Source organism: Hydrotalea lipotrueae, assembly GCF_019249625.1.
Lineage (GTDB): Bacteria > Bacteroidota > Bacteroidia > Chitinophagales > Chitinophagaceae > Hydrotalea > Hydrotalea flava.
The window spans coordinates 31,914-58,448 of the sequence record NZ_JAESDL010000023.1 but is presented as its reverse complement, the minus strand read 5'-3'; the positions used below and the strand labels follow the sequence as shown (position 1 = coordinate 58,448).

Here is a 26,535-nt window from a genome sequence, read left to right as displayed (position 1 = left end):
ATAAATGTCGTTTCTCTTATAAACGGCAAATTCATTCAATTTATTACAAAAAACATACTTTTGAGACATGCTCTAATAATTGTTTTATTCCTCTTAATGATGGTTTAAATTTCGGTATTGCTATCAATAAAATTGACCGAAGTTGTTCCCAACCTCCTATATTTCTCCTCAATAGGACTTTTAGAATATGATTCCTTCAAACATCTATCATTTCACGATACTATTGAGATGTTGAGAGGAATCGTAGTATTCCTCAATTACTGCTTTCTTATATAAAAAACAGTTATTTATCAACGGTATTATCATCCCTTCCTTATGCCAAAAAGGGCATTTTCGAAAGGTGGAAAAAAAGATCAATAATTATTTCTCCATACTTACAATCAAAAGAAATGAAAAAAAAGCATCTTATCCTGATGTTGGTAATCAGCCTGCTGGCTATTACCCGAAATGCTGTTGCACAAAAAGACAGCAGTGGAATTTATAAAACTGCCCAGGATTTTCAGGAAAGAAAATTATCGTATGCAATTAATTATAAAAATGAAAAGCATAAAATAAAAGACGATATTTTGTTCAACGATAAGATAATAGTCATTAAGCACAAAGGCAATACATACATGCTGCTAAAAAGTGATACGTATGGCTACAGGAATACAAACGGTGAAGAATTCAGGTTTATAAATAATAAACAATATAAAATACTAAACCCAGGCGAATACTTACTTATGTATGTTTACCAGCCTCCTTCATATCCGCCTAAAGCAGCTGCAAAATATGCGCCGACGTATTTTTTTAGTGTAGGGGCATTTTCTCTTCCGCAACCTTTAACTATTATAAATCTAAAAAAAACATTTCCAAACAATCATGCTTTTCACGATATGCTGGATGAAAACTTCAAATCAGATCCAGATCTCATACGCTATGATGATTTTCACAAAATGTACAAGCTAAACCGGATATATAAAAGTATCATGGAGTAATTAGTAGAAAGAGATTATGGAAACCATTCATTCTTATATTAAATATATGTGTTGTAACCGATGCATTGATACAGTTAGGAACCTTTTAAAAAAGGTGGGGTATAAAACGCTTTCAGTGACTTTAGGTGAGGCGGTAATTGCTAAGCATTTAAGTCAGGATGATTTATCTGCAATCAGGGTAGCGTTTAATCAATATGGATTTGATATTGCTGATAAAGAGGAAGATAAACTTGTAGTGAAAATACATTCGCATTTATGCAAATGTCTCAATATGGCTGTTGCAAAAGAAAGAAAGCACCCCAGGCTTCCTGCTTACCTGCCTGAATTGATGCACTGCAATTATAATTATTTAAGCAAAATTTTTTCTGATGTTACAGGGGTAACTATTGAAAAATATTATACCCGCTTAAAAACAGAGAAGGCCAAAGAACTCATTGTACAAAGAGAGCTATGCCTTGCAGATATTGCTTTGCATTTGGGTTACCGTGTTCGCAGCAAACATTCAGAACCCTGTTTAGAAAAGAAACAGGGATATCCCCGGATGAATATAAACTGCAACCCGTTTCGAAAAAAATACAGGGAAAAAAGCTGCTGCGCAATATTTTGAACAAACCGGATTTGATAACAAACAAAAGCGAAGAAGCGCTAAAACCAATTTTGATAATCTTACTATAAATTCTTAAATCATTGATTTATGCAAAAAAATACACCTGACAATGAGCGTAGAAAGTTTTTAAAGTCTTCAGTGGCAACTATAACAGCCGGTGTTATTGGGAGTTCGGTAATCAACTCTTTTGTTTCCTGTAATGACAAAGGAGAGACACAAGGAGAAAAAGTGAAAGTGCTTACGCCGGATGGAAAGTTAGTAGAGGTAAACAGCACACATTTACAACATGAACACAATGCCCCTCCTGTGAGCAATACTGAAGCGAGAAAAGGAATTCCCGGAAAGAAATTTGTGATGGTGATTGACCTGGCTAAATGCGATGGCTGTGGTGAATGTACCAAAGCCTGTCAGAAAATGCACTTTACCCCACCTGACCGGGAATGGATAAAAGTGTTCACGATGCAGGATAATGAAAAATTAGCGCCTTATTATTTCCCAAAACCATGCTTTCATTGTGATAATCCTCCCTGTACCAAGGTTTGTCCGGTTGATGCAACATTTAAGCGCCAGGATGGCATTGTGCTCATTGATAATGAAAGATGTATCGGGTGCCGGTTTTGCATGGTGGCCTGCCCTTATTCTACCCGCTTTTTTAATTGGGACAGACCCGAAGAATCGGCAGCTGAAAAAATGATACCATACTCTCCTGAACAAAGTTTTCCACGTAAAGTTGGTACTGTAGAGAAATGTGATTTTTGCCCTCATGTAATGAGAGAAGGCAAATTGCCCGCTTGTGTAACAGGCTGCCCTATGGGCGCTATTTACATGGGGGATGAAAACGAAAATGCTGTTACAAATAGTGTAGGTGTAACTGTACAGTTAAGCAAATTACTGGAAGATAATGCTGCATACAGGTATTTAGAAGAATTAGGAACAAAACCCAGGGTCTATTATCTGCCCCCAAAAAACAGGAAGTACCCGAAACCAGACATGAATAATGAAAAAGAAGGCGAAAAGAAAAATCACAATCATGAGTCAATGAACATGTAAAAAAAATTATATGGAAAAGAAAAATGAACATACTACTGTTACAAATAATAATAATGTAGAGAGTATTGAAAATGACTTTTTAAAACCAATAGGAAAGTACAGCCCACTCAATCGTTTGTGGATTGGATTTCTGCTTATCATCGTAGTATGGGGAGCAGCAATTTACATCCGGCAAATATATTTTGGTTTGGGAACCACTGCCATGCGAAATTATGTATCGTGGGGCCTCTACATTTCCACTTTTGTATTCTTCATTGGAATAAGCCACTCCGGTACATTAGTATCTGCTATACTCAGGATCACCAATAAAGAATGGAGAAGACCCATAACCCGTTCGGCAGAGCTGCTTACATGGGTGTCGTTACTTTTTGGCGGCATCATGCCTATTATTGATATGGGACGTCCTGACCGGATACCCAATTTAGTAATTTTTGGCAGATTGCAATCCCCTCTCTTATGGGATATTATTTGTATCGGAACTTACTTTGTTGGCAGCTCATTGTTTTTGTATTTACCTATGATACCGGATATTGCTCTTTGCCGCGACCGCTTGTCTGGTAATGCTACCCGCTTAAGAAAATGGATTTACAGAAAACTATCCTTAGGATGGCAAGACACACCCGGCAATTGGAAACGGCTGGAAAAAGGAATGCATGTAATGACCATCATTATTATTCCCATTGCTGTTTCCGTGCATACGGTAGTTGGATACATATTTGCCATGACGCTTCGCCCCGGATGGAACAGCACCGTTTTCGGACCTTACTTTGTAGCAGGAGCCCTTTATTCCGGTTCAGCAGCTGTAGTGCTTATTATGGCGGCCTTCCGCAGGATGTATCATTTGGAAAAATATATCACCAAAAAGCAGTTTAACTACATGGGGCAAATAGTGCTGGCCCTAACCCTTATCTATGCCTACTTTAATTTGAACGAGTATGCAGTACCCGCTTATAAGATGGCAAGCTCAGAAGGATTTTTATTGCACGACCTATTTAGTGGTAGTTATTCTTCCGTTTTCTGGATACTCCAATTGGGTACCGTATTAGTACCCGCCATAATCCTTGCCTTCCCTAAAGGGCGAACACCCGTTATGGCAAGCATTGTCTGTATCATTATCGTGATTGGAGCCTGGGTAAAAAGATACATCATCGTCATACCAACCCTTTTACATCCTTACTTACCCATCCAGAAAGTGCCGATAGAATGGTCACAATATTTTCCTAACTGGGTTGAATGGTCTATCACCTTTGGGGCATTAGCAGGTATATTCCTGGTGATAACACTGTTTGCTAAAATTTTCCCCATCGTTTCCATTTGGGAAGTGAAAGAAGGGAGAGAGATTGAAGAAAAGTATGAACAGGTTGATAACGCTATTAAAAATGAGAAAGAAAACGTACAGGTAGCTACATCATAACCGACTAAAAAAATAAAGAAAAATGAAACTTACTTTAAAAAATCAAATTGTATTTAAATCTGCCACGTTCATTTTAGCTGCTGTTTTGATTTGGAATACTTCATATACCAGAGACCAGCAGCAACTTGATAAAAAAAAGACAGCCACGGTTGAGCTATCTTTTTATAAAAATGCCGATGGAGACAGGACAATTGTTGCCAATGTATCTACGAAAAATGATAGTGGGAAGCTGGTTTTTGTGCGGGGTGTCAAAATCAATTTTTATACATCCGCATTAGCCGGAAAATCATTTTTAGGGGAAGCTTTAACCAGTGAAGGAGGTAAAGCAAGCATCAATTTTCCAAAAGAAATTTCCACAGATACTTCAGGTGTTACTATTATCGCACGCATTGAAAATGATAAAGGATATGAAGATGCCGAAGCGCAGGCTTCTGTGAAAGATGCCAGGCTGGTTCTTAGTTTATCTGAAGAGGATTCATCCAAATTGATATCCGTTCTTGCAACAGAGATACTGGCTAACGGGAAAGAAAAACCGATACCAAATGTAGAAGTAAACTTTGGCATTCAACGGTTGTTCGGCATAATGCCATTAAGTGATGAAGCAAACGTAACAACAGATGACAGGGGTATGGCAACTTTTAATTTTCCCAAAGAAATAAAAGGAGATGAAAAAGGAAATGTAGTTCTGGTGGCAAGAATAATAGACAATGAAGTATATGGAAATGTGGAAGCCACTTCTATTTCAAAATGGGGGGAACCATTGGTTGTTGAAAAAAATCCCTTTCCCCGTGCACTATGGGAACCAAGAGCTCCTATCATTTTAATTATCTCTTTCAGCATCATTTTCGGTGGCATTTGGTTTACCTACGGATTTGTAATTTATCAGATAACTAAAATTGAAAAGAAAGCATCAGCATAAGAGCAACCAAAGAATAGTACAACTTAATTATTTAACAAATTAAAACAAGAAACATGAAAAACATTTTAAAATACAAGCCACTAACAAAATCTGCTTTTATAAGTATAAGCGTCATCTTTTTTGCTGTCTGCCTAGTTTTAGCTTCTTTCATCCCACAACAAAGTGAATGGAAGGCGCCGGAATCTGCAAAAAATATAAAGAACCCCATTCCGGCAAATGACGCATCTATTGCTGCCGGAAAGGCTATTTACATAAAAGAATGCTTAGAATGCCATGGCAAAAAGGGATTGGGTAATGGACCGAACAGCGCTACACTTGATAAATCTCCCGAAAGTTTCAATACTCTGAAAGTAAAGAATCAGACAGATGGGGAGCTTTTCTGGAAAATTAAAGAAGGGAGAAAGCCAATGCCATCAACCAAAAAATCCCTTACGGATGAACAACGCTGGCAAGTATTGAATTATATCCGAACATTCAGTAAATAATCAGTTTAATAACAAAAAAATAGCGATATGAAACCTAAATTAATAATCATCCTGTTTGCAATTGGCGGATTGATAAACAGTCCCCAAATTTATGCACAACAGTATAACCAGGAGTTAATTGACAGCCTGATAAAAAATAGTACACAGACACAAGTTGCAAAAGCCAGTAAGTTTTTAATATCAGGATTTACAACTTTTACCGGTAAGTTTTCAAATAATCAGTCAACGTTTTCAGATGTTGGGTTTACCCCAATATTATTATGGAAACCGCATGAAAGGATTTTAGTGGAGGTTGAAATGGAAACAGCCATTATGGGTAATGCCACAAATATAGAGTTGGGCTATGCAGATGCTTCTTTCTTTGTGAATAAATATTTAACCATCAGGGCCGGAAAGTTTTTAGCGCCTTTTGGTATTTTTCAGGACAGGCTGCATCCTTCCTGGATTAATAAACTACCAACGGTACCATTAGCCAACGGTGAAGATGAACTGGCTTTTGGCCCTGTATCTGAAGTTGGTTTTGATTTTCGGGGAGGGGCTCAAATAGGAGCATCGAAAATTAATTATAGTTTTTTTGTAAGTAATAATGCTGCATTAATAACTGATCCCGCAATACCCTCTAAACAAGGCACACTTAGTTATGGCAATGTAGATGTACAAAGTAAAAAATTGTCGTATGGCGGTCGTGTGGGTCTATTGCCCATAGAAAATTCTTCCCTTGAAATCGGGTTTTCTTACCGATATGGAAATGTAGGGGATACCAGTTACAATTATAAGTCTGTTAAAGCTGCTATGTATGCGGCAGACTTTTCTTATATCAATCCGATAGACATCATTAAAGGTACACTCGATATTAAAGCGCAATGGAATAAGGCAAATATTGATAATGCCAGTTATGTAGATCCAGGCGACCCTACAGGATCAACCTGGTACACATTTGATAATAAGCGTACCTCTTTTTTTTCGCAGGCGGCTTACCGGCCTACTATGTCTCAAAGCAAATTTTTGAAAAAAACGGAGTTAGTATTCCGGTATGCCGGTTTCAATCCTCCTGCAGGTGCTAAAGACCTTCAGGAAATCAGGCAATATACCTATGGAATTAATTATTGGTTTAACTGGCGTACTGCATTCAAAGCAGCTTTCCAGTCGGAGAAAAATAACAATGCAATTTTCATCCAGATTGCAGTTGGATTTTAATTCATTTTATAAAAATAAAAATTATGAAACGTAATATATTAATAATTGTATTTGCAATTATCATCACTATGGGTTTAGTGTTTGCCAGCTGTATATCATCTAAAGTAACTGACAAAAGCGGCAGTCAGCTTTGGGCACAAAATTGCATGAGGTGCCACAACTCGCCACCCAGCTCGGCTTTTACCAATACTCAATGGAACATAATTAGCAGCCACATGCGGCAGCGGGCAATGCTAACTGAAACTGAATCAAAAAAAATCCTGGAATTTCTACAGACAGGCGATTAGGATATTTAATATATTTTTTCCGTTGAAAAAACAATGGAGGCAAAAAACAAAATAGATTTAAGCAGAATAAAGACATGATCGAAATATATCGGGATGTATGAATAAAAATAAAATGAAAAATATACTACTTTTTGCCTCCTTTTTATTGGTACTTTTTATTACACCAATAAAATCGATTGCGCAGGAAAAATTCAACGCAGATTCTACCGAAAAGGAAAGTTCAGATGAGAAAAAGTCTTATGGCTTGGTCAGTACCAATTATAACAATAATATTGTTTTTTTAGGGCGCAAGAGTTTTTTAGCGGCTCCTTACTTATCTGCATTTGCAGGGTATTATCATAAATCAGGTTTATTCATTAATGGCGGAGCTTCTTACCTGGCAGCTACCGGGGAAAACAGGTTTGATTTATTTACACTGACAACCGGCTATGATTTCTATTTAAAAAATTTCAATGCTGGTATCTCCGGAAGCAAATATTTTTTTAACAACAAAAGTTATACTGTAAAGTCGGAATTGTCTGGCTATGTGAGCGCTTATGCCGACTATGATTTTGATATAGTGGATGTATATATTGATGGCAGTGCCTATTTTAGTAACACTACTGATTTCATTTTGGGCGCTGCTGTAAGCCATACCTTTTACGCAGCCAACGATAACCTCGCAATTACTCCTACCGTTTACCTGAATGCCGGTACACAAAACTATTATAGTAATTATAACAATAACCTCCGCTTTGGGCGGCACATGATTGGCGGCGGAGGCTCTTCTCCAATGGGAGGAGGTATGGGCGAAGCAGTTTCTTTTTACATGCTAGATTATGAACTGAGTGTACTGATTAGTTATACACTTAATAAATTCCGTTTTTCCTTTTACCCTGTTTATGCTATACCAGTTAATGCTGCAACAATTGCCAATGGTCCAAATATTTATAAAGAGGATCTTTCCAATAATTTTTTCTGGTCTCTGGGGGTAAGTTATAAATTTTAATAAACCCCCAAATATATGTTCATCGTATTTAACAAATGGTATAATAACAATTAAACTTTATGGCAATGAAAACAAAAAAAATGATTTTAATGATGCTGGCATTAACGGTTTTTATATTTGCGGGCGTACCTGTAATAGGGCAAAATAAAAGTGTGGTCGATACCACCCAACCAGGTACTGTTATTTACACCTGCACCATGCATCCCGAAATACAATCCAAGCAACCCGGCACCTGCCCGAAATGCGGAATGGAATTAGTAAAAAAATCTGAAGCATCAGAAAAAAAACATAAAAAGCACAAGATGAAAATGATGTGCCCGATGATGAAGGGCATGAGTAATGTGAGTAATATGAGTCCCGACAAGTCGGGAGAAAATATGGAGAATAATAAAATAACCAATGATTCTGCCCAATTTTCTAAACTCACTTTAAAAGAAAAGAAGCACAAAATGTCTTCAATGGGAATAGGAATGGGAATAATGATGGCAGGGATGTTGGTTTTTTTGATAAGCCGTTAAACAATTATATATTTTGAAATAACAGTAAATAAAATAATAACAGGATAAATATTTTTTAACATTAAAACACACAATCATGAAAAAAATGCTTTTAGTATCAATGTCGCTAATAATACTAACAGGTACTATTGTTGCGCAAAGCCAACAAGTAGAACAAAAAAAACATCAAAATGCTGTAATGAAGAACGAACATTTAGTAATGAAGGATGGAAAAATATTGCATAACATGGATGGAAAGGAAATGCAGATGCAAAATGATATGACATTGAAAAACGGCACGATCATTAAGCCCGATGGCTCTTACCATTTAAAGAACGGCAAACAGTTACATCTGCGTGATGGGCAATGTATGGATATGAATGGAAGGAAATACAGATCCCAAGGAATGATGCAAAGACAAATGCAGGGGAATCATGGAATGAACATGCAGGGGCAAAAAATGCAGTCAGGCGGTCATCGTCAAAATATGAATGGAGGTAGCGGCAGCCATCATCAAAATATGAAGTGAACAGGTGTAGCTGTTAAACCAACGTATTGTGCTCGACTATCGGTAGCAAGAACTCCTCTGCAGGCTCTGTTCTATCAAAATTGGTAATGTACTGGAAAATAGTTGGTGATTTTTTAGATTAAAATCCTTTATTAATCGTTTAGTTATTTAAGTCTTATAAAATGGCTACGCCGCATACCTGACATGGCTTACATGAAAGTACTTTTGCACCTGCCTTTTGTCTTTTTTCCTGTTGTACATAAAATCTTCCACGTTGGTTCGCATTTGAGCCCTATTGATTGGCCTTTTCTTACCTATCATATTTGTTTTTACATCCTGATTGGCATACTCCTGCGGATTCAATTCCGGATTGTATGGTGGAAGAAAAAATACTTCAATCTTGTTTCTATTTGCCTGGAGCCATTCATTTAGTTTTTTTGTTTTGTACGCTGGGTGCCCTTCTGTTACAAAATATAGTTTCTGCCTGCTATACTTTATCATTTGCCGCAAAAATGTTTCAAACGCTCCGCTGTTAAACCTGCCGTCTATAATCATAAATTGTAAATGACCCTGGTTGCTTAAATCTTCTTTAATCTCTTCATATCGCTCTGCATCAGAGAAGCGAAATAACTGGGTATAACTCAATAAATCATCTTGATAACACACCACACAAAAGCGTTTAAAATAAGTAGCATTTACCCCTAAATATACATTGTCGTGGTGAATTATTGGGGTTAAAGGAGCTTAAGCTAAAAAGTGATAAAAGGTGCGTTGCAAAGTATCTTTTGATAAGCCGCTTTCCCTTTGCAATGTTTTGTATGTTTGCCTTTCTAATATCCATTTTTTGAACCATATAAAACGGTTTTCAACAGTTTGTAACTTGTCATTATTGCTAAATAGAGTGCCGCAGTTTTTGCACTTAAATCGTTGTTTATTCTGTTGTTTACCCCACCCTATCTATTACCGACAAAGATTGACAACTCCAGTAACGTTTTTTTTAGCTTTTTCATAAACAAAAAAAGTTTGGTGAAAGTGTTTTCACCAAACTTCCTCATAATTCAACTCTGTATTGAATTACAGACGATTTTACCAACTATTTTTCAGTATTATACCTCAAAATTATTAACTGATATAGTTTATTTTACACTCCCATTGAAACGAACGGACAAATCTATTTCCTTATTTACAGTTTTACATCTTCATCCCGGCCATGGGGTTAGCGCCTTTCTTAAAAATATACTCGCTGTTTAATAAATAAGCGCCGCTGATAACGATAACATCCCCCGGTTGAAGGCCCGATTTTATCTGAACCCTATCTCCATCTTCCATGCCAATTTCAACCATTCTGGTTTTGAATGAGCGATTGCCGGTTTGCACCCATACAGATGCACCGGTGCCGGTACGAAGTACTGCATCGGAGGGTAATGTTAAGGCATTTACCTGTTTCCCCTTTATAATTACATATGCCGGCATGCCGGGCTTAAGCAGATTATCACTATTAGCCACATTTACCCGCAGTAAAGTAATACGTGTTTGCGGATTAGCTTCCGGATTGGTGAATTCAATTTTTCCTGTCATTTCCCTGTCGGGTAAATCAGGAAATTGAACATGAGCAGTTGCATTAACATCAATCTGTGACAGTTGGGAAATATAAACCTGTGCTTCTGCCCAAAGTGATGATAGATTAGTAATCCTGACAATAGTACCGCCTTCATTTATATATTCCCCTTCGCGTATATCTAAGGTGGTAATATAACCGCTAACGGGACTATAAAAAGTTGTGACCGGGTTTATGACTTTTGTACTTGCTAAATCCTTTATTTGCGATTCAGATAACCCCCATAGCGCTAATTTGTTTTTGGCGCTTTGCACTAATCCGTTAAAATCTATTGTTGAATTATCAAGATTTTCTTTTTTTTCTAAAGAAAGTATGTATTCCTGTTTGGCATTATTCAGTTCTTCACTGTATAAATCATATAACTTATCTCCCTTATGAACATAATCGCCCAAATTTTTAAAGTATAACCGTTCAACTCTTCCCATCACTCTTGCACTAACGGCGTTAATTTTTTGCTGATCGGCATTTAGTGTTGCAGTCAAAACCATTTGGTCGCCAATCATCATTCTATTGTGTATGGTATCTGTTAAAATATTGCCCAATTGAATTTGCTGCTCATTCAATTTTACCTCGTTGTCATCCTGCGTTATACTTTTCTTTACTTCTATCAGTTTCATGCCGCATATAGGGCAGTTGCCGGGTTTATCCAGCATTACCTGCGGGTGCATAGAGCAGGTATAATACACGCCGGCTGTATCTTTTGTATGTTCTGAATGGACAGTATTTTTTGCATTTTTATTTTTACAGGCAAGAGATAAAAGTATTAATCCTGCCATTATCAATATTTTTTTCATTTTTTCATTTTTTTTCATTAGTTAATCCTTACCCTGAACTTTTATAAAACTTTCACTATCCATTAAAAACTGCGCATTGGCTGCTACTGAATCGACAGGAGTAATACCACCTGTTACCTGGATCAGATTTTTATAAGTTACGCCTGTTTCTATTTTTTGCGCCTTGTATCCGTTTCCACTTTTTACAAAAACCACTTTTTCAAGGCCAAGTGATAATACCGCTTCACGGGGTAACCATTCTGCATTTACCGGGTTACTAAAAATAGTTGCCCTTACCTGGCTGCCTATGGGCAATTGTAAAACATTATTATCAACATTTACTCTTGCTGTTACCGTTTTACTTCCCGGGCGGAAGAAGGGTTCAATGAAGTAAATGAAGCTGCGAAAATCTTTGTCGGGCCTTGCTTCCGGTACTATTCTTACTTTATTACCCACTTTAATAAAAGGCTGATCTAATGGGTAAATATTAAGCAACACCCATACTTTATCCATGTTATACACTTCAAAAATTGTTTGCCCTTTTTGCAGATACATCCCTTCTTTAAGGGCAAGCCCCTGCGTAGTTATTGAGGTAGCTTCATTCATAGCCGGGGCTTCCGGAACTGCATTATTATTCATCCCACTATTTAAAGCATCATGAATGTGACCGCTGTAATTGCTGTAAACAGAAACTGTAAACAGTGGTTGTTGTGTGGTTATTACCTGCTGTAATTGTTCACCTGGAAAACCCAGTAATAATAGTTTTTCTTTAGCGGCATTAATTAATAAAGTATTTGATGGATCGTTCTTTAGCAGGAATAAAAGATTCTGCTGTGCAGTCAGTAACTCAGGGCTATAAATGTCCATTATCTTTTGGCCTTTGCTGATTTTCTGATAGCGGTACCGAATATATAATTTTTCAATTCTGCCGCTTATCCTGGCTGATATAGCCCCTACTTCTTTAGTATTGTAGGCTGTATATCCGAGTGCATTTATTTCTATTGGTTCTTTACTCTTGAGTAAGGTAGTGGCAGGTATGCTAGAAACAGCGTAACTATTGGTTGGTAGTAACAAGGTATGCAAAGACATATCGTGTATCTTTTTACTTTCGTTTTCTTTTTTTACCAACCGCATGCCGCAAATAGGGCAATTGCCCGGCTGCTCACGAATAATTTGCGGGTGCATGGAACAAGTGTACAAAACCTTTTCTTCTTTTGCAGGCATATTCATGTTTCCCATATCAGCCATCCCGCTATGCTGGGTATGAATAGCATTTTTAGGATGCAGGAATTTAAAATAGAGTAAGGCAACAGCAGCTAATAGTGCTATTACAGCCATGATAATAATTAGTATTTTATTTTTCTTTCCACTCATAAATGTTTTTAATTTATCGTATTTGAAGAATTCTTTCCAGCTCAACCTGCATAGCCAGTAATTGTTGCAACTGCCCGAGGTATTCGAACTGTGTCATGTTTAATGTTTCCCAGGCATCAAATAATTCAAACAGTTCTTCTGTATTTTGTTCATATCCCAATTCATAGGTTTTAAAGTTTTTGTATAAGGCCGGCAAAATTTTTTCTTCGTACAATTTTATTTGTTTGTTTTTGTTGAGGATATCTGTCCTCATTCCATAAGCTGTGCCTACAGATTCATTTAAAATCATTTGCTTTTGCTGCTGCAACGATTCGTTTTTCCATTTCAGGCTTTCAATATTGGCTTTATTCATTTTAGAAGACCATCTTGCCATTGGCAACCTTACCATACCCATTGCCGAGAATTGCAATGGCTGCTGTGCCCATCCATAAGAGTTTTCGAACCGTACCCCAAATTCAGGCAACAACCTTGTCCTTTCGGTTTCCTGTTTTAACCGGTTAACATACATTTCCTTTTCAAGGGCTTTTACATCGCTCCTGTTGGTTACAAATAAGGTAGTATCAAATACTATGTTTTGATAATCTTTTAAAGTATAGGCAGTATCAATGTCAAAGTCAATTGTTTTATCGCGATACATTAATGTATTAAGGATGTATTTTTTTTGTTTTATTTGGTTCTCCAGCATAATCCTGCTATTCTGTACATTGGCCAATGCTGCTTTGGCTTTGTAATACGCATTAATTTTTCCCAGCCCGTTTTTATAACGTATTTCAGCGCTTTGAATCATGTAGTTCAGGCGCTTTTCATTATCATCCAAAATCAGCAGTTGCTTTTTAATCACTATCCATTCGTAATAATTTTTCTTTGCTTCTGCGTATAGCTGATTGAGTGTATACCCTTTTTTTTCTTTTTCAACAGAGGACATGGATGACATATAGTTAGCGTCTGCTTTTAACCGTTTGGGATTAGGAATGATTTGCTGGGCACCAATTACATATTGCCCCATACCTGGCACCCCGTTTGCCGCCTTCCAATATCTTGGCGCATAAGGCGTCATAAAAAAACCGGAAGTTAATTCAGGCGCCATCCAGCTTTTAGCACCTTTGGCGGCTTCATCCAATGAACGTATTTCTGCATCGTACATTTTCATGGATGGATTACTAGACTGAATAGAATCGAGGATTGAATTAATGTTTAATATTTTTTGAGACCGGGCTGAGAAAGTTATGAAAATCGATAACCCTGTTATAAAAAAAAATTTTCTTTTCATGAAAACATGTTTTAAATTAAATATGTCATTTTTCATTACCACTTTTACATTTAATGTTTTGTTTCCAATACTTCTATTTTCCCGTGCTTTTTTAGCTCATATTCCTTTTGCATTAAAAATATTAATGGTGTTACCAAAAGTATATGTGTTGATGAAGTAATTACTCCACCAATCATAGGTAGTACAATAGGAATCATTACATCACTTCCCACACCTGTACTCCAAAGAATGGGGACCAAACCAAATAGGGATACACTTACGGTCATCAGCTTTGGCCTTAATCTTTTAGCTGCACCGGCAATTACATATTCCCTTAAATCATCTCTGGTAATTGTTTTACTTGAGTTTCCTTTTTTTACTATTAATTGGTCCATAGCATCATTGAGATAAATAACCATTACAATCCCTGTTTCTACTGCTAAACCAAACAATGCAATAAAGCCAACAGCTACAGCAACAGATAAATTGACATGCCAGAAATAAATCATCAAGGCACCCCCAATCAATGCAAAAGGAATAGAAATCAGACTGAAGAAAGCTTCCCGTGCGGAATGAAAAGCAAAATACATACACATAAAAATGATAACCAGCACAACCGGCAAAATCATTTTTAATGTTTTTTCGCCGTGGATTAAATTTTCGTATTGTCCGCTCCAATCAAGAAAATATCCTTTGGGCATTTTAGCAATCATTGCGCTTACCCTTTTTTGTGCTTCATCAACAGTACTGCCTAAGTCTCTTTCCCTCACATTAAAAAGTACGGTTCCCCTGAGCATGGCATTTTCTGAGTTAATCATAGGGGGGCCTTCTGTAATTTTTACATCTGCTACTGCTTCCAGCGGAATGGGGCCATAACCGGGTGTTTGAATCTGCAGCCTTTTTAATGCCTGAATATTATTTCGGAAGTTTTGGCCAAAACGTGCATTGACAGAAAAACGTTGCCGCCCTTCAATGGTTGTGGTAAGCCTGACACCACCCAATGCACTTTCCACTACTGTGTTTACATCATCAATACTTAATCCATATCTTCCGATTTCATCACGTTTTACAGTTATGTCAATATATTTTCCCCCGGTAATTGGTTCTACATATAAATCTTTTACACCAGGGGTTCCGTCTAACACTTTTTTAATTTGTTGTGCAAAAGCATAAATCGTGTCTAAGTCCTGACCATATACTTTAATCCCCACATCTGTTCTGATGCCTGTGGAAAGCATATTGATGCGGTTGATGATAGGCTGTGTCCATCCGTTGGTTACACCGGGTATCTGAAGCTTTGCATTCAGTTCATTGATAATACTGTCTTTGGTAAACCCCTTTCTCCATTCGTTTCTTGGTTTCAGCATAATAATGGTTTCTACCATGCTGATAGGAGAATTATCTGTAGCTGTATTGGCCCTGCCGGCTTTGCCCAGTACATGGGCTACTTCCGGAACACTTTTAATAATTTTATCCTGTACCTGCAATAAACGTTTGGCCTCCGAGTTAGAAACATCCGGCATCATTACGGGCATAAATAAAAGTGAACCTTCATCTAAGGGGGGCATAAACTCCCGACCAAGGCCCATCACCAAAGGGATACTGATTACCAGCGCTACTATATTCGCACCAAGGGTTATCCACCTTCTTTTGATACAGGCCCTGATAATAGGTTCATAAATTCTTTCAAGTACCCGGTTTACAGGGTTAGCATTGTCCGGTAAAAACCTCCCCTTCATAAAAAAAGAAATGAGTACCGGCGCCAGTGCTATCGCCAATATCGCATCTACTGCAAGGATAAATGTTTTTGTATAAGCCAGGGGATGAAACAATTTACCTTCCTGCCCTGTTAAAAGAAATACCGGCAGAAAAGAAGTAATAATAATAATGGTAGAAAAAAATATCCCTCTCGATACCTGTTTGCAGGCACGCTCTATGATTGACATTCTTATATCTTCAGGAACTTTCCGGTAAGAAGATTTTTTTTTGTTGGAACGCTCTTTTAATTTTTTTAAAAAATTCATACTATTACTTATTTTCAGGGTGATTGCTGTTTTGCCATTCGGAAAGCTGGCGATAACTATTTTCAGACATTATGATTCCATTATCCACTATAACGCCAATGGCTAATGCAATGCCCGTTAAAGACATTAAATTGGATGACATACCAAATGCATTCAACAGGATAAAACTCGTGGCAATTGTTATGGGAATTTGAATAATGATACTAAGTGCACTGCGCCAGTGAAAAAGAAAAACCAGCACTACCAGGGAAACCACGATTATTTCTTCTATCAGTTTTCCTTTTACCGTTTCAATGGCGGCTTCTATCAATCCACTTCTGTCATAAGAAGTTTTAAATGTAACCCCTTCGGGTAAACCTTTTTCTACATCTTTTATTTTTGCTTTTATTGCCTTTATTACTTTATCTGCATTTTCACCATATCGCATCACTACTATACCACCCACCACTTCTCCCTCGCCATTCTCGTCAAAAATACCCAGACGCAAATCCCCACCCAACTGCACGCTTCCTATATCTTTAATGCGAACAGGGATACCATTGTACTGAGCTAAAGATATATTCTCAACATCTTCTTTATTTTTTATATAACCCAATCCCCGTATGATATACGCCATATCGCTCATCTCAAATTTCCGCCCCCCCACATCATTGTTATTAGCTTTTACTTTATTCATTACATCCATCATAGACACATTGTAGAATTGCATCTTTACAGGGTCCAATATAATTTGATATTGTTTTTCAAAGCCTCCGAAAGACGCTACTTCGGCAACGCCCGGTACGGTTTGCAAAGCAAATTTAATGTACCAATCCTGTAGTGCCCGCTGTTCACCCAAATCCATTTTTGGTGCATTAAGATGATACCAGAAAATATGGCCAACACCCGTTCCATCAGGGCCAAGTGAAGGGGTTACACCCTGGGGTAACAAACGTTGGGCATAGTTTAATCGTTCCAGTACACGGGTACGTGCCCAATAAATATCAACGTCATCATCAAATATTACATACACAAAACTCATCCCAAACATGGAAGTGCCCCTGATGTTTTTGATACGGGGGATGCCCTGCAGATTAGATACTAATGGATAAGTTATCTGGTCTTCTATCAATTGCGGGTTTCGGCCCATCCATTCCGTAAAAACAATTACCTGGTTTTCACTTAAATCAGGAATAGCATCCACCGGATTTTTTTGAATGTTGAGGATGCCCAAAATGACTAAGCCAATGGTAATCAATAATACCACAAACCGATTCCGCAGCGACCAACTGATGATCTTTGCAATCATGCTACAATATTTTTAAATATAAAAATGAGTGGAAAATACAATGCACTATACACAAAGGCATACAAAATAGCCCTAAGGCAAGGAGCCCGGGCTACAAGTAAGGAAATAATACTATATCAGAAAAATACGATTCCGTATGAAAAGCTGCACACTGCACAAATCAGGTGGTACATGTGTTGCTGGAATCTGAATGAATAGTGATGGAAAGTAAAGCGCTAAGTTTTCCATTGCCGATTTTGCTGGCAATACAAATACGGGTTGTGCAGCTTGAAAAACAAATGAATGGGCAGTAGACTGGTCTTGACTAACTTGTATTTTTTGTTGCACATCTTTACAGCAATTACCTTTTCTGCTCTTTTTGAGCAGCATGCCACAATTACTGCAGTTGGTATTATCGGAACTTTTCACCAGCTCAATTCCTGCCCATTTACCCATGCAATAATGTACTTGAATGGTGGCACCCTGAACACTCAGGCCATACAGTAACAATAGTAATATGGTGAAAAACTTTTTCAAATCAATGTTTATGTGTAACAAAAAATTTTTACAATCTTAAAAAACAAAAATAACACAATTTTAAATATACTGTTACTTACAACAATCCTTCTTATGAACAAAAAGAGTAGTGACAATTTTTATAAAAAAACGACCGATTTTATTTAAGAAGGTTTGATTCACGTTGAATGTCATAAGTAAAGATACTATAGAATTATAATTTGCCAAAGTTAAGATAGTGGCTCAGCTGTATATCCGGCATTCTTAACCAATTGAACAATCTCCTTTTCTTCCATCGAACCGGTTTGTACTGTAAGAACTTTATTTTTGTTCGTTGTATCTACTTCCCAATGTTCAATACTTTTTTCGTTATTCAGCACAGGAGATACTTTGGCAACACAACTGCTGCACTGGATATTTGTTTTAAACTTTAATGATTTCATAAAATTATTTTTATTTTTTAACAAAATTAGAGAACATAAATGTTCTAACTATTACAAAATTTTTAAACGACTTTACAATATTTTTAGAAACAACAGCAATGTGAATGGGGTACATTACAAGCGAATTGTTTTTAAACGTAAACTATTCAACACTACTGAAACAGAACTAAATGCCATAGCTGCACCGGCTATCATAGGATTTAACAAAAAACCATTAACCGGATATAAAATACCGGCAGCAATAGGAATGCCTATTATGTTGTAAATGAATGCCCAAAAAAGATTTTCACGGATTATACGTACCGTTTTTGCTGATAGTACTAAAGCTTTTGGCAACGCAGTTAGATCTTTCGTGATAAGGGTAATTTTGGCTACATCCATTGCAATATCGGTTCCGCTACCCATGGCTATACTAACATTGGCCAATGCTAAGGCCTGACTATCATTTATCCCATCACCCACCATTGCTACTATCTTCCCCTGTTGCTGAAGATCCTGAATGAATTTTGCTTTTTGTGCAGGCAATGCATCACTTGTATAATGTGTTATACCAACCGATTTTGCTACTGCTGCGGCAGTGGATTGATTATCGCCGGTAAGCATATACACTGCAATACCCATTTCATGAAGCGTATGTATAGCTGCTAATGCAGTTGGCTTAATTTCATCCGTTATTCCAATAATAGCCAGCACCTGTAAATGGTTTGCAAAATAAACCACAGTTTTAGCAGATTGTTGCCAGGAATCAGCCAATGAAAGTAGTTCATTATTGAGTGAAAGCTTATGTTCCTCTATCATTCGTTTGTTTCCAACCAGCCACAATTTATTTGCAAAAAGTGCTCTGATACCCCTGCCTGTAATACTTTGAAAATCGGTTAAATGAATATCATTATCAGTTTGTTCTTTTTTTATATAATTAAGCACAGCCTCTGCCAGCGGATGCTCGGATTTAGCTTCAAGTGCATATAAAATGTTAGCAGGCAAATGACGATCAGCAATGGTTTTATTCCAAACAATTTCTGTTACAGTTGGCTTTCCTTCTGTGAGTGTGCCTGTTTTATCTAAAACAACGGCATTTACTTTGTAGCCTGCTTCAAGGCTTTCAGCATCTTTAATCAGGATATTATTTTCAGCTCCTTTACCTATACCTGCCATCATTGCGGTTGGTGTTGCTAAACCCAATGCACATGGACAGGCAATAATTAATACCGTAACAAAAGCAAGTAAAGCATGTGAAAAGGCATCATTTCCGCCTAACAGCAACCAAACAGCAAAAGCAAGCAAAGCAATACCCATTACAACCGGAACGAAAATACCGGCTACTTTATCTGCCAATCGTTGCACAGGTGCTTTGCTGCCCTGTGCCTCCTGCACCAATTGTATAATATGCCCCAATACTGTGTCACCACCCACTTTTTCGGCCCTAAATATAAAATGGCCTTTTTGATTGATTGTTCCGGCATACACACTGCTACCTTCATATTTTTCAATCGGTGTATACTCTCCGCTAATCATACTCTCATCAACAAAAGAAGTTCCCTTTGTAACAATGCCATCTACAGGCACTTTTTCACCTGGTTTCATAACAACCATATTACCTATTGCAACTTCAGCTGTCAGTATTTGCTTTTCAGCACCATTTTCAAAAATAGTTACTGTATCAGGTTGCAATTGCATTAATTTTTTCAGTGCGGAAGAAGTATTTGACTTTGCTTTTTCTTCCAACAACTTCCCTAATAAAATAAACGTAATAATTACAACAGATGCCTCAAAATAAACATGTGCTGGTAATCCGCGGCTAATCCAAAAAGACGGAAAAACTGTTGTAAAAGTGCTAAATAAAAAAGCAGTGAAAGTACTAAGTGCAACTAACGTATCCATATTTGCTTTTCCATGCCTGGCCTGCTTCAATGCATTGATAAAAAACTGACGTCCAAAATAAAAAACAACAGGAATGGATAAAAACATCATCATCCAATTGCCATAAGGTACATGCATAAAAACCATACTGATTAATACCACAGGGATGGAAAAGAGAAAAGCAAAAAAGGTTTTTTGTTGTAGCATACGAAACTGTAAATCCTCGCGCTGTTTACTTTTATGTATATCCCCTTTCTCATCAATCATTAAATCATATCCAATTGATTGAACAACAGACTTTAATTTTTGTGGTGTTACAACCGATTCATCATACTCAACCATTACCTGTTGTGCTGCATAATTCACATTGGCATGTACCACACCATTAACAGGCTGCAACATTGATTCTACGCTAATTGCGCAAGATGCGCAACTCATACCAATTACCGGAAATATTTTCTTAACTGTTTGCATACATAAATGTTTGATACCACAAAGCTCCTTACAAAGCAAAGCCTGAGTATTACAACATTTATAGTTTAGTTTACAAAATAATTACATTAAGAAAGTATTGATTATTATGGTTGATGATAATTCCGAATCAAATAATATTATCGAGCGGCTTTCTTTGTCCTCCAATTTTTTTAAATTCAGTAGGCGTAAATCCGGTCATTTTTTTAAATTGAGCAGATAAATGTGCAACACTGCTATACCCCATTGCAAAAGCAATATCGCTTAAATTCATTTCATCATAGGTTAATAGCTCTTTCACTTTTTCTATTCGCTGTAAAATGGTATATCTTTCAATGGTTACGCCTTCTACAGAAGAAAATAATGTACTTAAAAAATGATAGTCATATCCTGTGGCATCTTCTAATATTGATGATAGTTTATGGGTAAAGAACTCTTCACTATTCTTCTGAATGAGTTGAATAATGATGTTTTTAAGAGATTCAACCAGTGCAGAGCGCTTGTCATCCAATATTTCAAAACCATTTTCGGAAAGTAATTTTTTAAAGGCTGACAATTGTGTTTCAGATGGTACATACATAGTTTCTACTTCACCCAACTTTATATTTTTATAGGAAATATCGGTATCATCCAATAATTGTCCTACAACTTTAATACATCTGTCGCAAACCATATTTTTGATCAATAATTTCATTTTACAATTTTTAAGATTCAACCAAGTTTACAAAATTTATTAAAAAGTACTGCATTCAAGTACTGTACTTAAATATTTATTACCACAAGCAATATAAAGCCTGTTTAAAGTAACTACTTTTTAATATTTATTTAATAAAATAAAAACAGCTTGAATTGACTTTTGAAATAAGATATACCCTTACTTTTGCACGCAATTTAATTATGAAGCAAATGGAAACCGGTTCGGACCATAGTAATTTAAGATTCTCTTCCTAAGCTGCACAAACGTTTTTAACTGTGGCTATGGAAGCAAATAGTCGTTAACAGTTAAAAACAATACTCATGCATATTGTATTTTCACTTTTTTGTCATACGCTACTTTTTAGCCGAAGTTGTGGTGCATTGCTATAACCTATTGTAAAGCTTTGCTATTACAGTGGGTTGTTTACTACCGGCATGAAACACAATTAATTTTAACGGGAAAAATCCGGGCGTTATGTTAAAAACAACAGCAGCTAAATTAGTGAAGCATATTTCCTTTTCAGGAGAAAATACAGCTCAGGCCGTTCAATCTGCCTCTGTAACCAAATTAAAACAGGTAGCTACTGCTTCAAAACCCGAAGTAATTACTTTATTAAAAACAAAAGAAACCGGCCTTTCAACAGAAGAGAAAGAAGAAAGAGAACAGGAATTTGGGCTCAATGAGGTTTCACACGAAAAAGCACCATCCTGGTACCTTCAACTACTCGAGGCATTTCTGAATCCATTTATTGGAGTATTAATTATAATAGCTGCCATCTCTATTATAACAGATATTATTACTGCTGCACCCGGTGAAAGAGATTATAAAACAGTAACTGTTGTGGGCGTAATGGTATTACTCAGCTCTTTTTTAAGATTTTGGCAGGAATTTAGAAGCAATAAAGCTGCAGAGCAGCTGAAAAGCATGGTTAAAACAACGGCAACGGTTTTGCGTAATGGTGAAGGAAAAAAAGAAGTGGATATTAAGGATTTAACTGTTGGAGATGTGGTATTACTTTCTGCAGGAGATATGATTCCTGCCGATTGCCGTGTTTGGGCATCTAAAGACTTATTTGTAAGTCAGGCTATGTTAACCGGCGAATCGCTACCTGTTGAAAAAAGAGACATCAGCATTACAGATGCCGAACAAAAATCGCCTTTGGAATTAGAGAACATTTGTTTTATGGGCACCAATGTGGTAAGTGGTGCTGCAACTGTTATTGTAGTGAACATAGGCAACCAAACTTATTTTGGCTCTATCAGTAAATCGCTAACCGGCAAAAGGGCAGAAACCAGTTTCGATAAAGGTGTAAACAGTGTAAGCTGGCTATTAATTCGGTTTATGCTGTTTATGGTTCCGCTCATTTTTATTTTAAATGGTGTAGTAAAGCATAACTGGCTCGAAGCCTTACTGTTTGCCATTGCTGTAGCGGTAGGTTTAACCCCCGAAATGCTACCCATGATTGTTACCGCCAATTTAGCAAAAGGTGCGTTAAACATGAGTAAGAGGAAAGTAATTGTAAAACGCCTGAATGCCATTCAAAACATTGGCGCCATGGATATTTTATGCACCGATAAAACGGGCACATTAACCATGGACAAAATTGTGTTGGAACGCCACTTGAACGTATTTGGAGATGATGATGATGAGGTATTAAAATGGGCCTACCTGAACAGCTTCCACCAAACCGGATTAAAAAACCTGTTAGATGTTGCTGTACTGGAACATGCCGAATTACATGATTATCTGAAAGCTGAAGAACAATATACAAAAGTGGATGAAATTCCATTTGATTTTCAACGCAGAAGAATGTCTGTTATTCTAAAACAGAAAAACGGCAAACACCTGCTCATCTGCAAAGGTGCAGTGGAAGAAATTTTAGACCTTTGCACACATGCTTTTGATCCCGGAGAAGACAAAGAATTACATATTGAAAACGATAAAGTAATTCCGATTGATGAAGTTATGCGTAAAACCATTTTAAACACTTCAAAAAAATTAAACAAAGAAGGGTTAAGGGTTTTATTGGTAGCCATCAAGGAATTTGATAACAGAGCACTTACCTATTCTGTTGCTGATGAAAAAGACATGACCATTACGGGTTTTATTGGTTTTCTGGATCCGGCAAAACCCTCTGCACAACCTTCCATTGAGGCATTACAGAAATTAGGTATTACTTTAAAAGTATTAACCGGCGACAACGAAACTGTTACTAAGAAAATTTGTAAAGATGTAGGCATTACTGTACAACATATTTTACTGGGTAATGAGTTAGAGAAAATTTCTGACGATGAACTGATGGCAAGAATTGACGACATTAACATTTTTGCCAAATTAAGTCCACTACAAAAAAGCAGGGTAGTAAAAGTATTGCAAGCCAAAGGGCATACCGTTGGCTTCATGGGCGATGGCATTAATGATGCCGGTGCACTTCGTGATGCCGATGTGGGTATTTCTGTTGATACGGCTACGGATATTGCCAAAGAAAGTGCAGATATTATTCTGTTGGAAAAAGATTTGATGGTACTTAGAAAAGGGGTGATTTATGGAAGAAGAACATTTGGCAATATCATTAAATACATTAAAATGACTGCCAGCAGCAATTTTGGTAATATGTTCAGTATGCTGGGCGCCAGTGCATTTCTGCCTTTTCTACCCATGTTACCCATTCAGTTATTGGTGCAAAATTTATTGTATGATATTTCGCAAATATCCATTCCATGGGATAAAATGGATGCTGAATATTTGGAAAAACCCAAAAAATGGGATGCAAGTGGAATAGCCAGGTTTATGTTCTTTATTGGACCTATCAGTTCAATTTTTGATTATGCAACATTTGCTTTATTGTTCTTTTTCTTTAAAGCAAATAGTCCAGCACATCAATCATTTTTCCAAAGTGGCTGGTTTATAGAAGGTTTATTATCACAAACATTGATTGTTCATATGATTAGAACAACCAAAATACCATTTATACAAAGTTGGGCAACGGTACCGGTTATTACATTAACATTGGCCATTATGATACTTGGAATTTATATTCCCTTCTCGCCATTGGCAGATGCACTAAAAATGCAACCCCTGCCCTGGATATATTTCCCATTTCTTATTGTAATATTAATCGCTTACTGTATATTAACCCAATTAATCAAGGTCTGGTTTATCAGGAAATTTGGCCAATGGCTTTAAATCAATTATTGTAGTTTAAAAAATATTTTTCCTATTAGTTTATGAATGGATTATTTTCCTGATAGGTTAACTATTTTACTAACACAAATAAACATGAATCGAATACAATCATTTTTCAATTTTTTTACCTCATGAAATGGATATTTACTTCTACCCTATTATTTGCCTGCGTTAAAATACATGCACAACCTGTATTTCAGATGGATAGCTCCGGCAATTGGAGCCATCATTTTCAGCTAACGGTAATTTCACAGAGCCATTCAGGTTTTTCAGCTGCATATAGTGGTAAAAACAGTTTAGACAATGCTGTAGAAACCGGTGCCACCAGTTTAACTACAACTTTATTTCTTGGAAGAAAATTATGGAAAGGAGCAGCAGCATATTTTAATCCTGAAATGTCGGGAGGTAATGGGCTGAGTTATTCACAAGGTGTTGCAGGCGCATTAAACGGTGAAACCTATCGGGTGGGTAATGTTGCACCACAATTATTTATAGCAAGAGCCTATTTGCAGCAAAATATTGCACTGGGTAATAGCAAATACACCAACGTTGCCGATGATGAAAATCAGGTGACCGATAAAGTACCTAATAATCGTATCACCATTACTGCCGGAAAATTTGCTATCAGCGATTTTTATGATGACAATACTTATAGTCACGACCCCAGAACACAATTTTTTAACTGGTCGTTAATGGGTAACGGTGCATGGGATTATCCTGCCAACGCACGTGGCTATACTTATGGCATTGTAGCAGAATGGTATCAAAACAACTGGTCATTTCGTTTATCCAGTGTAGCTGTTCCAACTATAGCCAATTCCCATAAAATGGAATACCACTTATCTAAAGCGCATTCTGAAACACTTGAAATTGAGAAAAAATATAACATCAATCGTCAACCCGGTGCCGTTCGTTTTATCATTACCAATTCCTATACCCGTGCACCTGCTTATCAACAAGGAATCAATGCATTGAATAACAACAATAATTATTTATTAAGTGTAATTAGTGGGGAAGCCGAAAATAATACTTATGGAGGTAAAAAATTTGGATTAGGCCTGAGTGCAGAACAGGCATTGAATGATGATATTGGTATTTTTTCCAGATTAGGTTGGAATGATGGCAAATATGCCACCTGGGCATTCACAGAAATTGATCAGTCGGCCAGTATTGGGCTGGCTGTGAAAGGAACCCGCTGGCATAGGCCGGCGGATGTGGCAGGTATTGCAGGTGTACTGAATGGCATTTCGAAAGAACATCGCGATTTTTTGGCTGCCGGAGGTTATGGTTTTATTATTGGTGATGGCGCATTGAATTATGGACACGAAGGTATTATTGAAGCTTATTACAATACTTACTTGTTCAACAACTTTTGGTTAACCTTCGATTATCAGTTTGTGAACAATCCGGGGTATAATAAAGACAGGGGTCCGGTGCATGTATTTGGCATTCGCGGACACTTTGCGCTGTAACTTAAGAAATACGCATAACAGTAAGGTTTTTCATCGTCACCGAGAACCTTACTGTTTTTATTTTGTTATAACGGTAAAATAAAAGGATGTCAAAAGTTTATTCTATCAAAACCATTCAATATATTCCTACAGATATTGCTACAGCATGGGATTTTTTTAGCAAACCCGATAATTTAAAAACCATTACACCCGCCAATTTAGGATTTGAAATCATCAGCAAACACCACGGTACTGAAATGTATGCCGGACAAATTATTGAATATACGTTAAAACCAATATTGGGTATTCCATTATACTGGATGACCGAAATTACACATGTAGTGCCGCAACAATATTTTGTGGATGAACAACGCTTTGGACCTTATACACTCTGGCATCACCAACACCATTTTAAATCAGTTAACGGTGGCGTTGAGATGACGGATATTGTTCACTACAAAATTCCATTTAGTTTTTTGGGAGATATTGCCAACAGCCTTATGGTAAAAAAACAATTGCAACAAATTTTCAATTACCGATTCAACGCAGTAGAAACCCTGTTTGGAAAATGGCATCAATCATCTACATCAGTGGCTAATGTTGTTTTGACATAAAAATATACCCCTAACGTATTAAATTTTGCTTAATACGGTTACCTGTTATCCATAGTGGGTATT

General features: G+C 37.0%; 23 protein-coding genes. 13 read left to right on the top strand and 10 right to left on the bottom strand.

Going from position 1 to position 26,535, the window contains the following annotated elements; all coding sequences use genetic code 11:
* The first annotated feature begins 389 nt into the window (after nucleotides 1-389).
* The 10 genes from JK139_RS12730 (at nucleotide 390) to JK139_RS12685 (ending at nucleotide 8,950) form a co-directional block, all read left to right on the top strand.
* Nucleotides 390-977, top strand: a complete 588-nt coding sequence (locus tag JK139_RS12730; protein WP_074420315.1) for a hypothetical protein — start codon at nucleotides 390-392, stop codon at nucleotides 975-977.
* Between the two features lie 16 nt (nucleotides 978-993).
* A complete protein-coding gene (locus JK139_RS12725; RefSeq protein WP_074420314.1) occupies nucleotides 994-1,584 on the top strand; it encodes a helix-turn-helix domain-containing protein in 591 nt (196 codons plus the stop codon).
* A gap of 87 nt (nucleotides 1,585-1,671) precedes the next feature.
* Nucleotides 1,672-2,634 carry a 4Fe-4S dicluster domain-containing protein gene (locus JK139_RS12720; RefSeq protein WP_074420313.1) on the top strand — a complete coding sequence of 321 codons (963 nt, stop codon included), beginning with the start codon at nucleotides 1,672-1,674 and terminating at the stop codon, nucleotides 2,632-2,634.
* Between the two features lie 10 nt (nucleotides 2,635-2,644).
* Entirely contained in the window at nucleotides 2,645-4,048 is a 1,404-nt protein-coding gene (gene nrfD, locus JK139_RS12715) for an NrfD/PsrC family molybdoenzyme membrane anchor subunit (protein ID WP_074417408.1), read from the top strand.
* Nucleotides 4,049-4,070: 22 nt separating this feature from the next.
* Entirely contained in the window at nucleotides 4,071-4,967 is an 897-nt protein-coding gene (locus tag JK139_RS12710) for a hypothetical protein (RefSeq protein ID WP_074417407.1), read from the top strand.
* A 53-nt stretch (nucleotides 4,968-5,020) separates the two neighbouring features.
* Nucleotides 5,021-5,452 (top strand): c-type cytochrome, encoded by a 432-nt coding sequence (locus JK139_RS12705; protein WP_074417406.1) that lies wholly within the window; start codon nucleotides 5,021-5,023, stop codon nucleotides 5,450-5,452.
* Nucleotides 5,453-5,479: 27 nt separating this feature from the next.
* Nucleotides 5,480-6,649, top strand: coding sequence for a hypothetical protein (locus JK139_RS12700; protein ID WP_074417405.1), 1,170 nt, complete (start codon nucleotides 5,480-5,482; stop codon nucleotides 6,647-6,649).
* Nucleotides 6,650-7,048: 399 nt separating this feature from the next.
* Nucleotides 7,049-7,924: a hypothetical protein gene (locus JK139_RS12695; protein ID WP_074417403.1), complete on the top strand. Its 876-nt coding sequence runs from the start codon at nucleotides 7,049-7,051 to the stop codon at nucleotides 7,922-7,924.
* Nucleotides 7,925-7,989: 65 nt separating this feature from the next.
* Nucleotides 7,990-8,442, top strand: a complete 453-nt coding sequence (locus JK139_RS12690) for a heavy metal-binding domain-containing protein (RefSeq protein ID WP_143439548.1) — start codon at nucleotides 7,990-7,992, stop codon at nucleotides 8,440-8,442.
* A 76-nt stretch (nucleotides 8,443-8,518) separates the two neighbouring features.
* Nucleotides 8,519-8,950, top strand: coding sequence for a DUF6799 domain-containing protein (locus JK139_RS12685; protein WP_074420310.1), 432 nt, complete (start codon nucleotides 8,519-8,521; stop codon nucleotides 8,948-8,950).
* A gap of 165 nt (nucleotides 8,951-9,115) precedes the next feature.
* Here the strand turns inward: JK139_RS12685 and JK139_RS12680 are convergent, their stop codons facing one another.
* The 10 genes from JK139_RS12680 to JK139_RS12635 form a co-directional block, all read right to left on the bottom strand.
* Complete coding sequence (locus JK139_RS12680) at nucleotides 9,116-9,598, bottom strand: transposase (RefSeq protein WP_074417400.1); 483 nt, start codon at nucleotides 9,596-9,598, stop codon at nucleotides 9,116-9,118.
* Between the two features lie 522 nt (nucleotides 9,599-10,120).
* The gene (locus JK139_RS12675) at nucleotides 10,121-11,341 is read right to left on the bottom strand and encodes an efflux RND transporter periplasmic adaptor subunit (protein ID WP_074420319.1); all 1,221 of its coding nucleotides are present in this window, start codon (nucleotides 11,339-11,341) and stop codon (nucleotides 10,121-10,123) included.
* A 21-nt stretch (nucleotides 11,342-11,362) separates the two neighbouring features.
* The gene (locus JK139_RS12670) at nucleotides 11,363-12,694 is read right to left on the bottom strand and encodes an efflux RND transporter periplasmic adaptor subunit (protein ID WP_218331433.1); all 1,332 of its coding nucleotides are present in this window, start codon (nucleotides 12,692-12,694) and stop codon (nucleotides 11,363-11,365) included.
* Nucleotides 12,695-12,707: 13 nt separating this feature from the next.
* Complete coding sequence (locus tag JK139_RS12665; RefSeq protein ID WP_218331432.1) at nucleotides 12,708-13,964, bottom strand: TolC family protein; 1,257 nt, start codon at nucleotides 13,962-13,964, stop codon at nucleotides 12,708-12,710.
* 50 nt (nucleotides 13,965-14,014) lie between these two features.
* On the bottom strand, nucleotides 14,015-15,967 hold the full coding sequence (locus tag JK139_RS15675; RefSeq protein WP_218331431.1) for an efflux RND transporter permease subunit: 1,953 nt from the start codon (nucleotides 15,965-15,967) through the stop codon (nucleotides 14,015-14,017).
* 4 nt (nucleotides 15,968-15,971) lie between these two features.
* Nucleotides 15,972-17,255: an efflux RND transporter permease subunit gene (locus tag JK139_RS15670; protein ID WP_218331430.1), complete on the bottom strand. Its 1,284-nt coding sequence runs from the start codon at nucleotides 17,253-17,255 to the stop codon at nucleotides 15,972-15,974.
* 111 nt (nucleotides 17,256-17,366) lie between these two features.
* Complete coding sequence (locus tag JK139_RS12650; protein WP_143439550.1) at nucleotides 17,367-17,771, bottom strand: HYC_CC_PP family protein; 405 nt, start codon at nucleotides 17,769-17,771, stop codon at nucleotides 17,367-17,369.
* Between the two features lie 209 nt (nucleotides 17,772-17,980).
* The gene (locus tag JK139_RS12645) at nucleotides 17,981-18,193 is read right to left on the bottom strand and encodes a heavy-metal-associated domain-containing protein (protein WP_074417395.1); all 213 of its coding nucleotides are present in this window, start codon (nucleotides 18,191-18,193) and stop codon (nucleotides 17,981-17,983) included.
* Nucleotides 18,194-18,307: 114 nt separating this feature from the next.
* Entirely contained in the window at nucleotides 18,308-20,527 is a 2,220-nt protein-coding gene (locus JK139_RS12640) for a heavy metal translocating P-type ATPase (protein ID WP_218331429.1), read from the bottom strand.
* A 127-nt stretch (nucleotides 20,528-20,654) separates the two neighbouring features.
* The gene (locus JK139_RS12635; protein ID WP_218331428.1) at nucleotides 20,655-21,218 is read right to left on the bottom strand and encodes a helix-turn-helix domain-containing protein; all 564 of its coding nucleotides are present in this window, start codon (nucleotides 21,216-21,218) and stop codon (nucleotides 20,655-20,657) included.
* A gap of 477 nt (nucleotides 21,219-21,695) precedes the next feature.
* On the opposite strand from JK139_RS12635, the gene mgtA reads away from it, so the two are divergent.
* The 3 genes from mgtA (at nucleotide 21,696) to JK139_RS12620 (ending at nucleotide 26,472) form a co-directional block, all read left to right on the top strand.
* On the top strand, nucleotides 21,696-24,407 hold the full coding sequence (mgtA, locus tag JK139_RS12630; protein ID WP_218331427.1) for a magnesium-translocating P-type ATPase: 2,712 nt from the start codon (nucleotides 21,696-21,698) through the stop codon (nucleotides 24,405-24,407).
* A 131-nt stretch (nucleotides 24,408-24,538) separates the two neighbouring features.
* Nucleotides 24,539-25,879: a carbohydrate porin gene (locus JK139_RS12625; RefSeq protein WP_218331426.1), complete on the top strand. Its 1,341-nt coding sequence runs from the start codon at nucleotides 24,539-24,541 to the stop codon at nucleotides 25,877-25,879.
* An 86-nt stretch (nucleotides 25,880-25,965) separates the two neighbouring features.
* Nucleotides 25,966-26,472, top strand: a complete 507-nt coding sequence (locus JK139_RS12620; RefSeq protein ID WP_218331425.1) for an SRPBCC family protein — start codon at nucleotides 25,966-25,968, stop codon at nucleotides 26,470-26,472.
* The last annotated feature ends 63 nt before the right edge of the window (nucleotides 26,473-26,535 follow it).

Coding starts and splice junctions, on each gene's coding strand:
- JK139_RS12730 (WP_074420315.1), top strand. CDS start 390: ATGAAAAAAAAGCATCTTATCCTGATGTTGGTAATCAGCCTGCTGGCT.
- JK139_RS12725 (WP_074420314.1), top strand. CDS start 994: ATGGAAACCATTCATTCTTATATTAAATATATGTGTTGTAACCGATGC.
- JK139_RS12720 (WP_074420313.1), top strand. CDS start 1,672: ATGCAAAAAAATACACCTGACAATGAGCGTAGAAAGTTTTTAAAGTCT.
- nrfD (WP_074417408.1), top strand. CDS start 2,645: ATGGAAAAGAAAAATGAACATACTACTGTTACAAATAATAATAATGTA.
- JK139_RS12710 (WP_074417407.1), top strand. CDS start 4,071: ATGAAACTTACTTTAAAAAATCAAATTGTATTTAAATCTGCCACGTTC.
- JK139_RS12705 (WP_074417406.1), top strand. CDS start 5,021: ATGAAAAACATTTTAAAATACAAGCCACTAACAAAATCTGCTTTTATA.
- JK139_RS12700 (WP_074417405.1), top strand. CDS start 5,480: ATGAAACCTAAATTAATAATCATCCTGTTTGCAATTGGCGGATTGATA.
- JK139_RS12695 (WP_074417403.1), top strand. CDS start 7,049: ATGAAAAATATACTACTTTTTGCCTCCTTTTTATTGGTACTTTTTATT.
- JK139_RS12690 (WP_143439548.1), top strand. CDS start 7,990: ATGAAAACAAAAAAAATGATTTTAATGATGCTGGCATTAACGGTTTTT.
- JK139_RS12685 (WP_074420310.1), top strand. CDS start 8,519: ATGAAAAAAATGCTTTTAGTATCAATGTCGCTAATAATACTAACAGGT.
- JK139_RS12675 (WP_074420319.1), bottom strand. CDS start 11,341: ATGAAAAAAATATTGATAATGGCAGGATTAATACTTTTATCTCTTGCC.
- JK139_RS12670 (WP_218331433.1), bottom strand. CDS start 12,694: ATGAGTGGAAAGAAAAATAAAATACTAATTATTATCATGGCTGTAATA.
- JK139_RS12665 (WP_218331432.1), bottom strand. CDS start 13,964: ATGAAAAGAAAATTTTTTTTTATAACAGGGTTATCGATTTTCATAACT.
- JK139_RS15675 (WP_218331431.1), bottom strand. CDS start 15,967: ATGAATTTTTTAAAAAAATTAAAAGAGCGTTCCAACAAAAAAAAATCT.
- JK139_RS15670 (WP_218331430.1), bottom strand. CDS start 17,255: ATGATTGCAAAGATCATCAGTTGGTCGCTGCGGAATCGGTTTGTGGTA.
- JK139_RS12645 (WP_074417395.1), bottom strand. CDS start 18,193: ATGAAATCATTAAAGTTTAAAACAAATATCCAGTGCAGCAGTTGTGTT.
- JK139_RS12640 (WP_218331429.1), bottom strand. CDS start 20,527: ATGCAAACAGTTAAGAAAATATTTCCGGTAATTGGTATGAGTTGCGCA.
- JK139_RS12635 (WP_218331428.1), bottom strand. CDS start 21,218: ATGAAATTATTGATCAAAAATATGGTTTGCGACAGATGTATTAAAGTT.
- mgtA (WP_218331427.1), top strand. CDS start 21,696: ATGTTAAAAACAACAGCAGCTAAATTAGTGAAGCATATTTCCTTTTCA.
- JK139_RS12625 (WP_218331426.1), top strand. CDS start 24,539: ATGAAATGGATATTTACTTCTACCCTATTATTTGCCTGCGTTAAAATA.
- JK139_RS12620 (WP_218331425.1), top strand. CDS start 25,966: ATGTCAAAAGTTTATTCTATCAAAACCATTCAATATATTCCTACAGAT.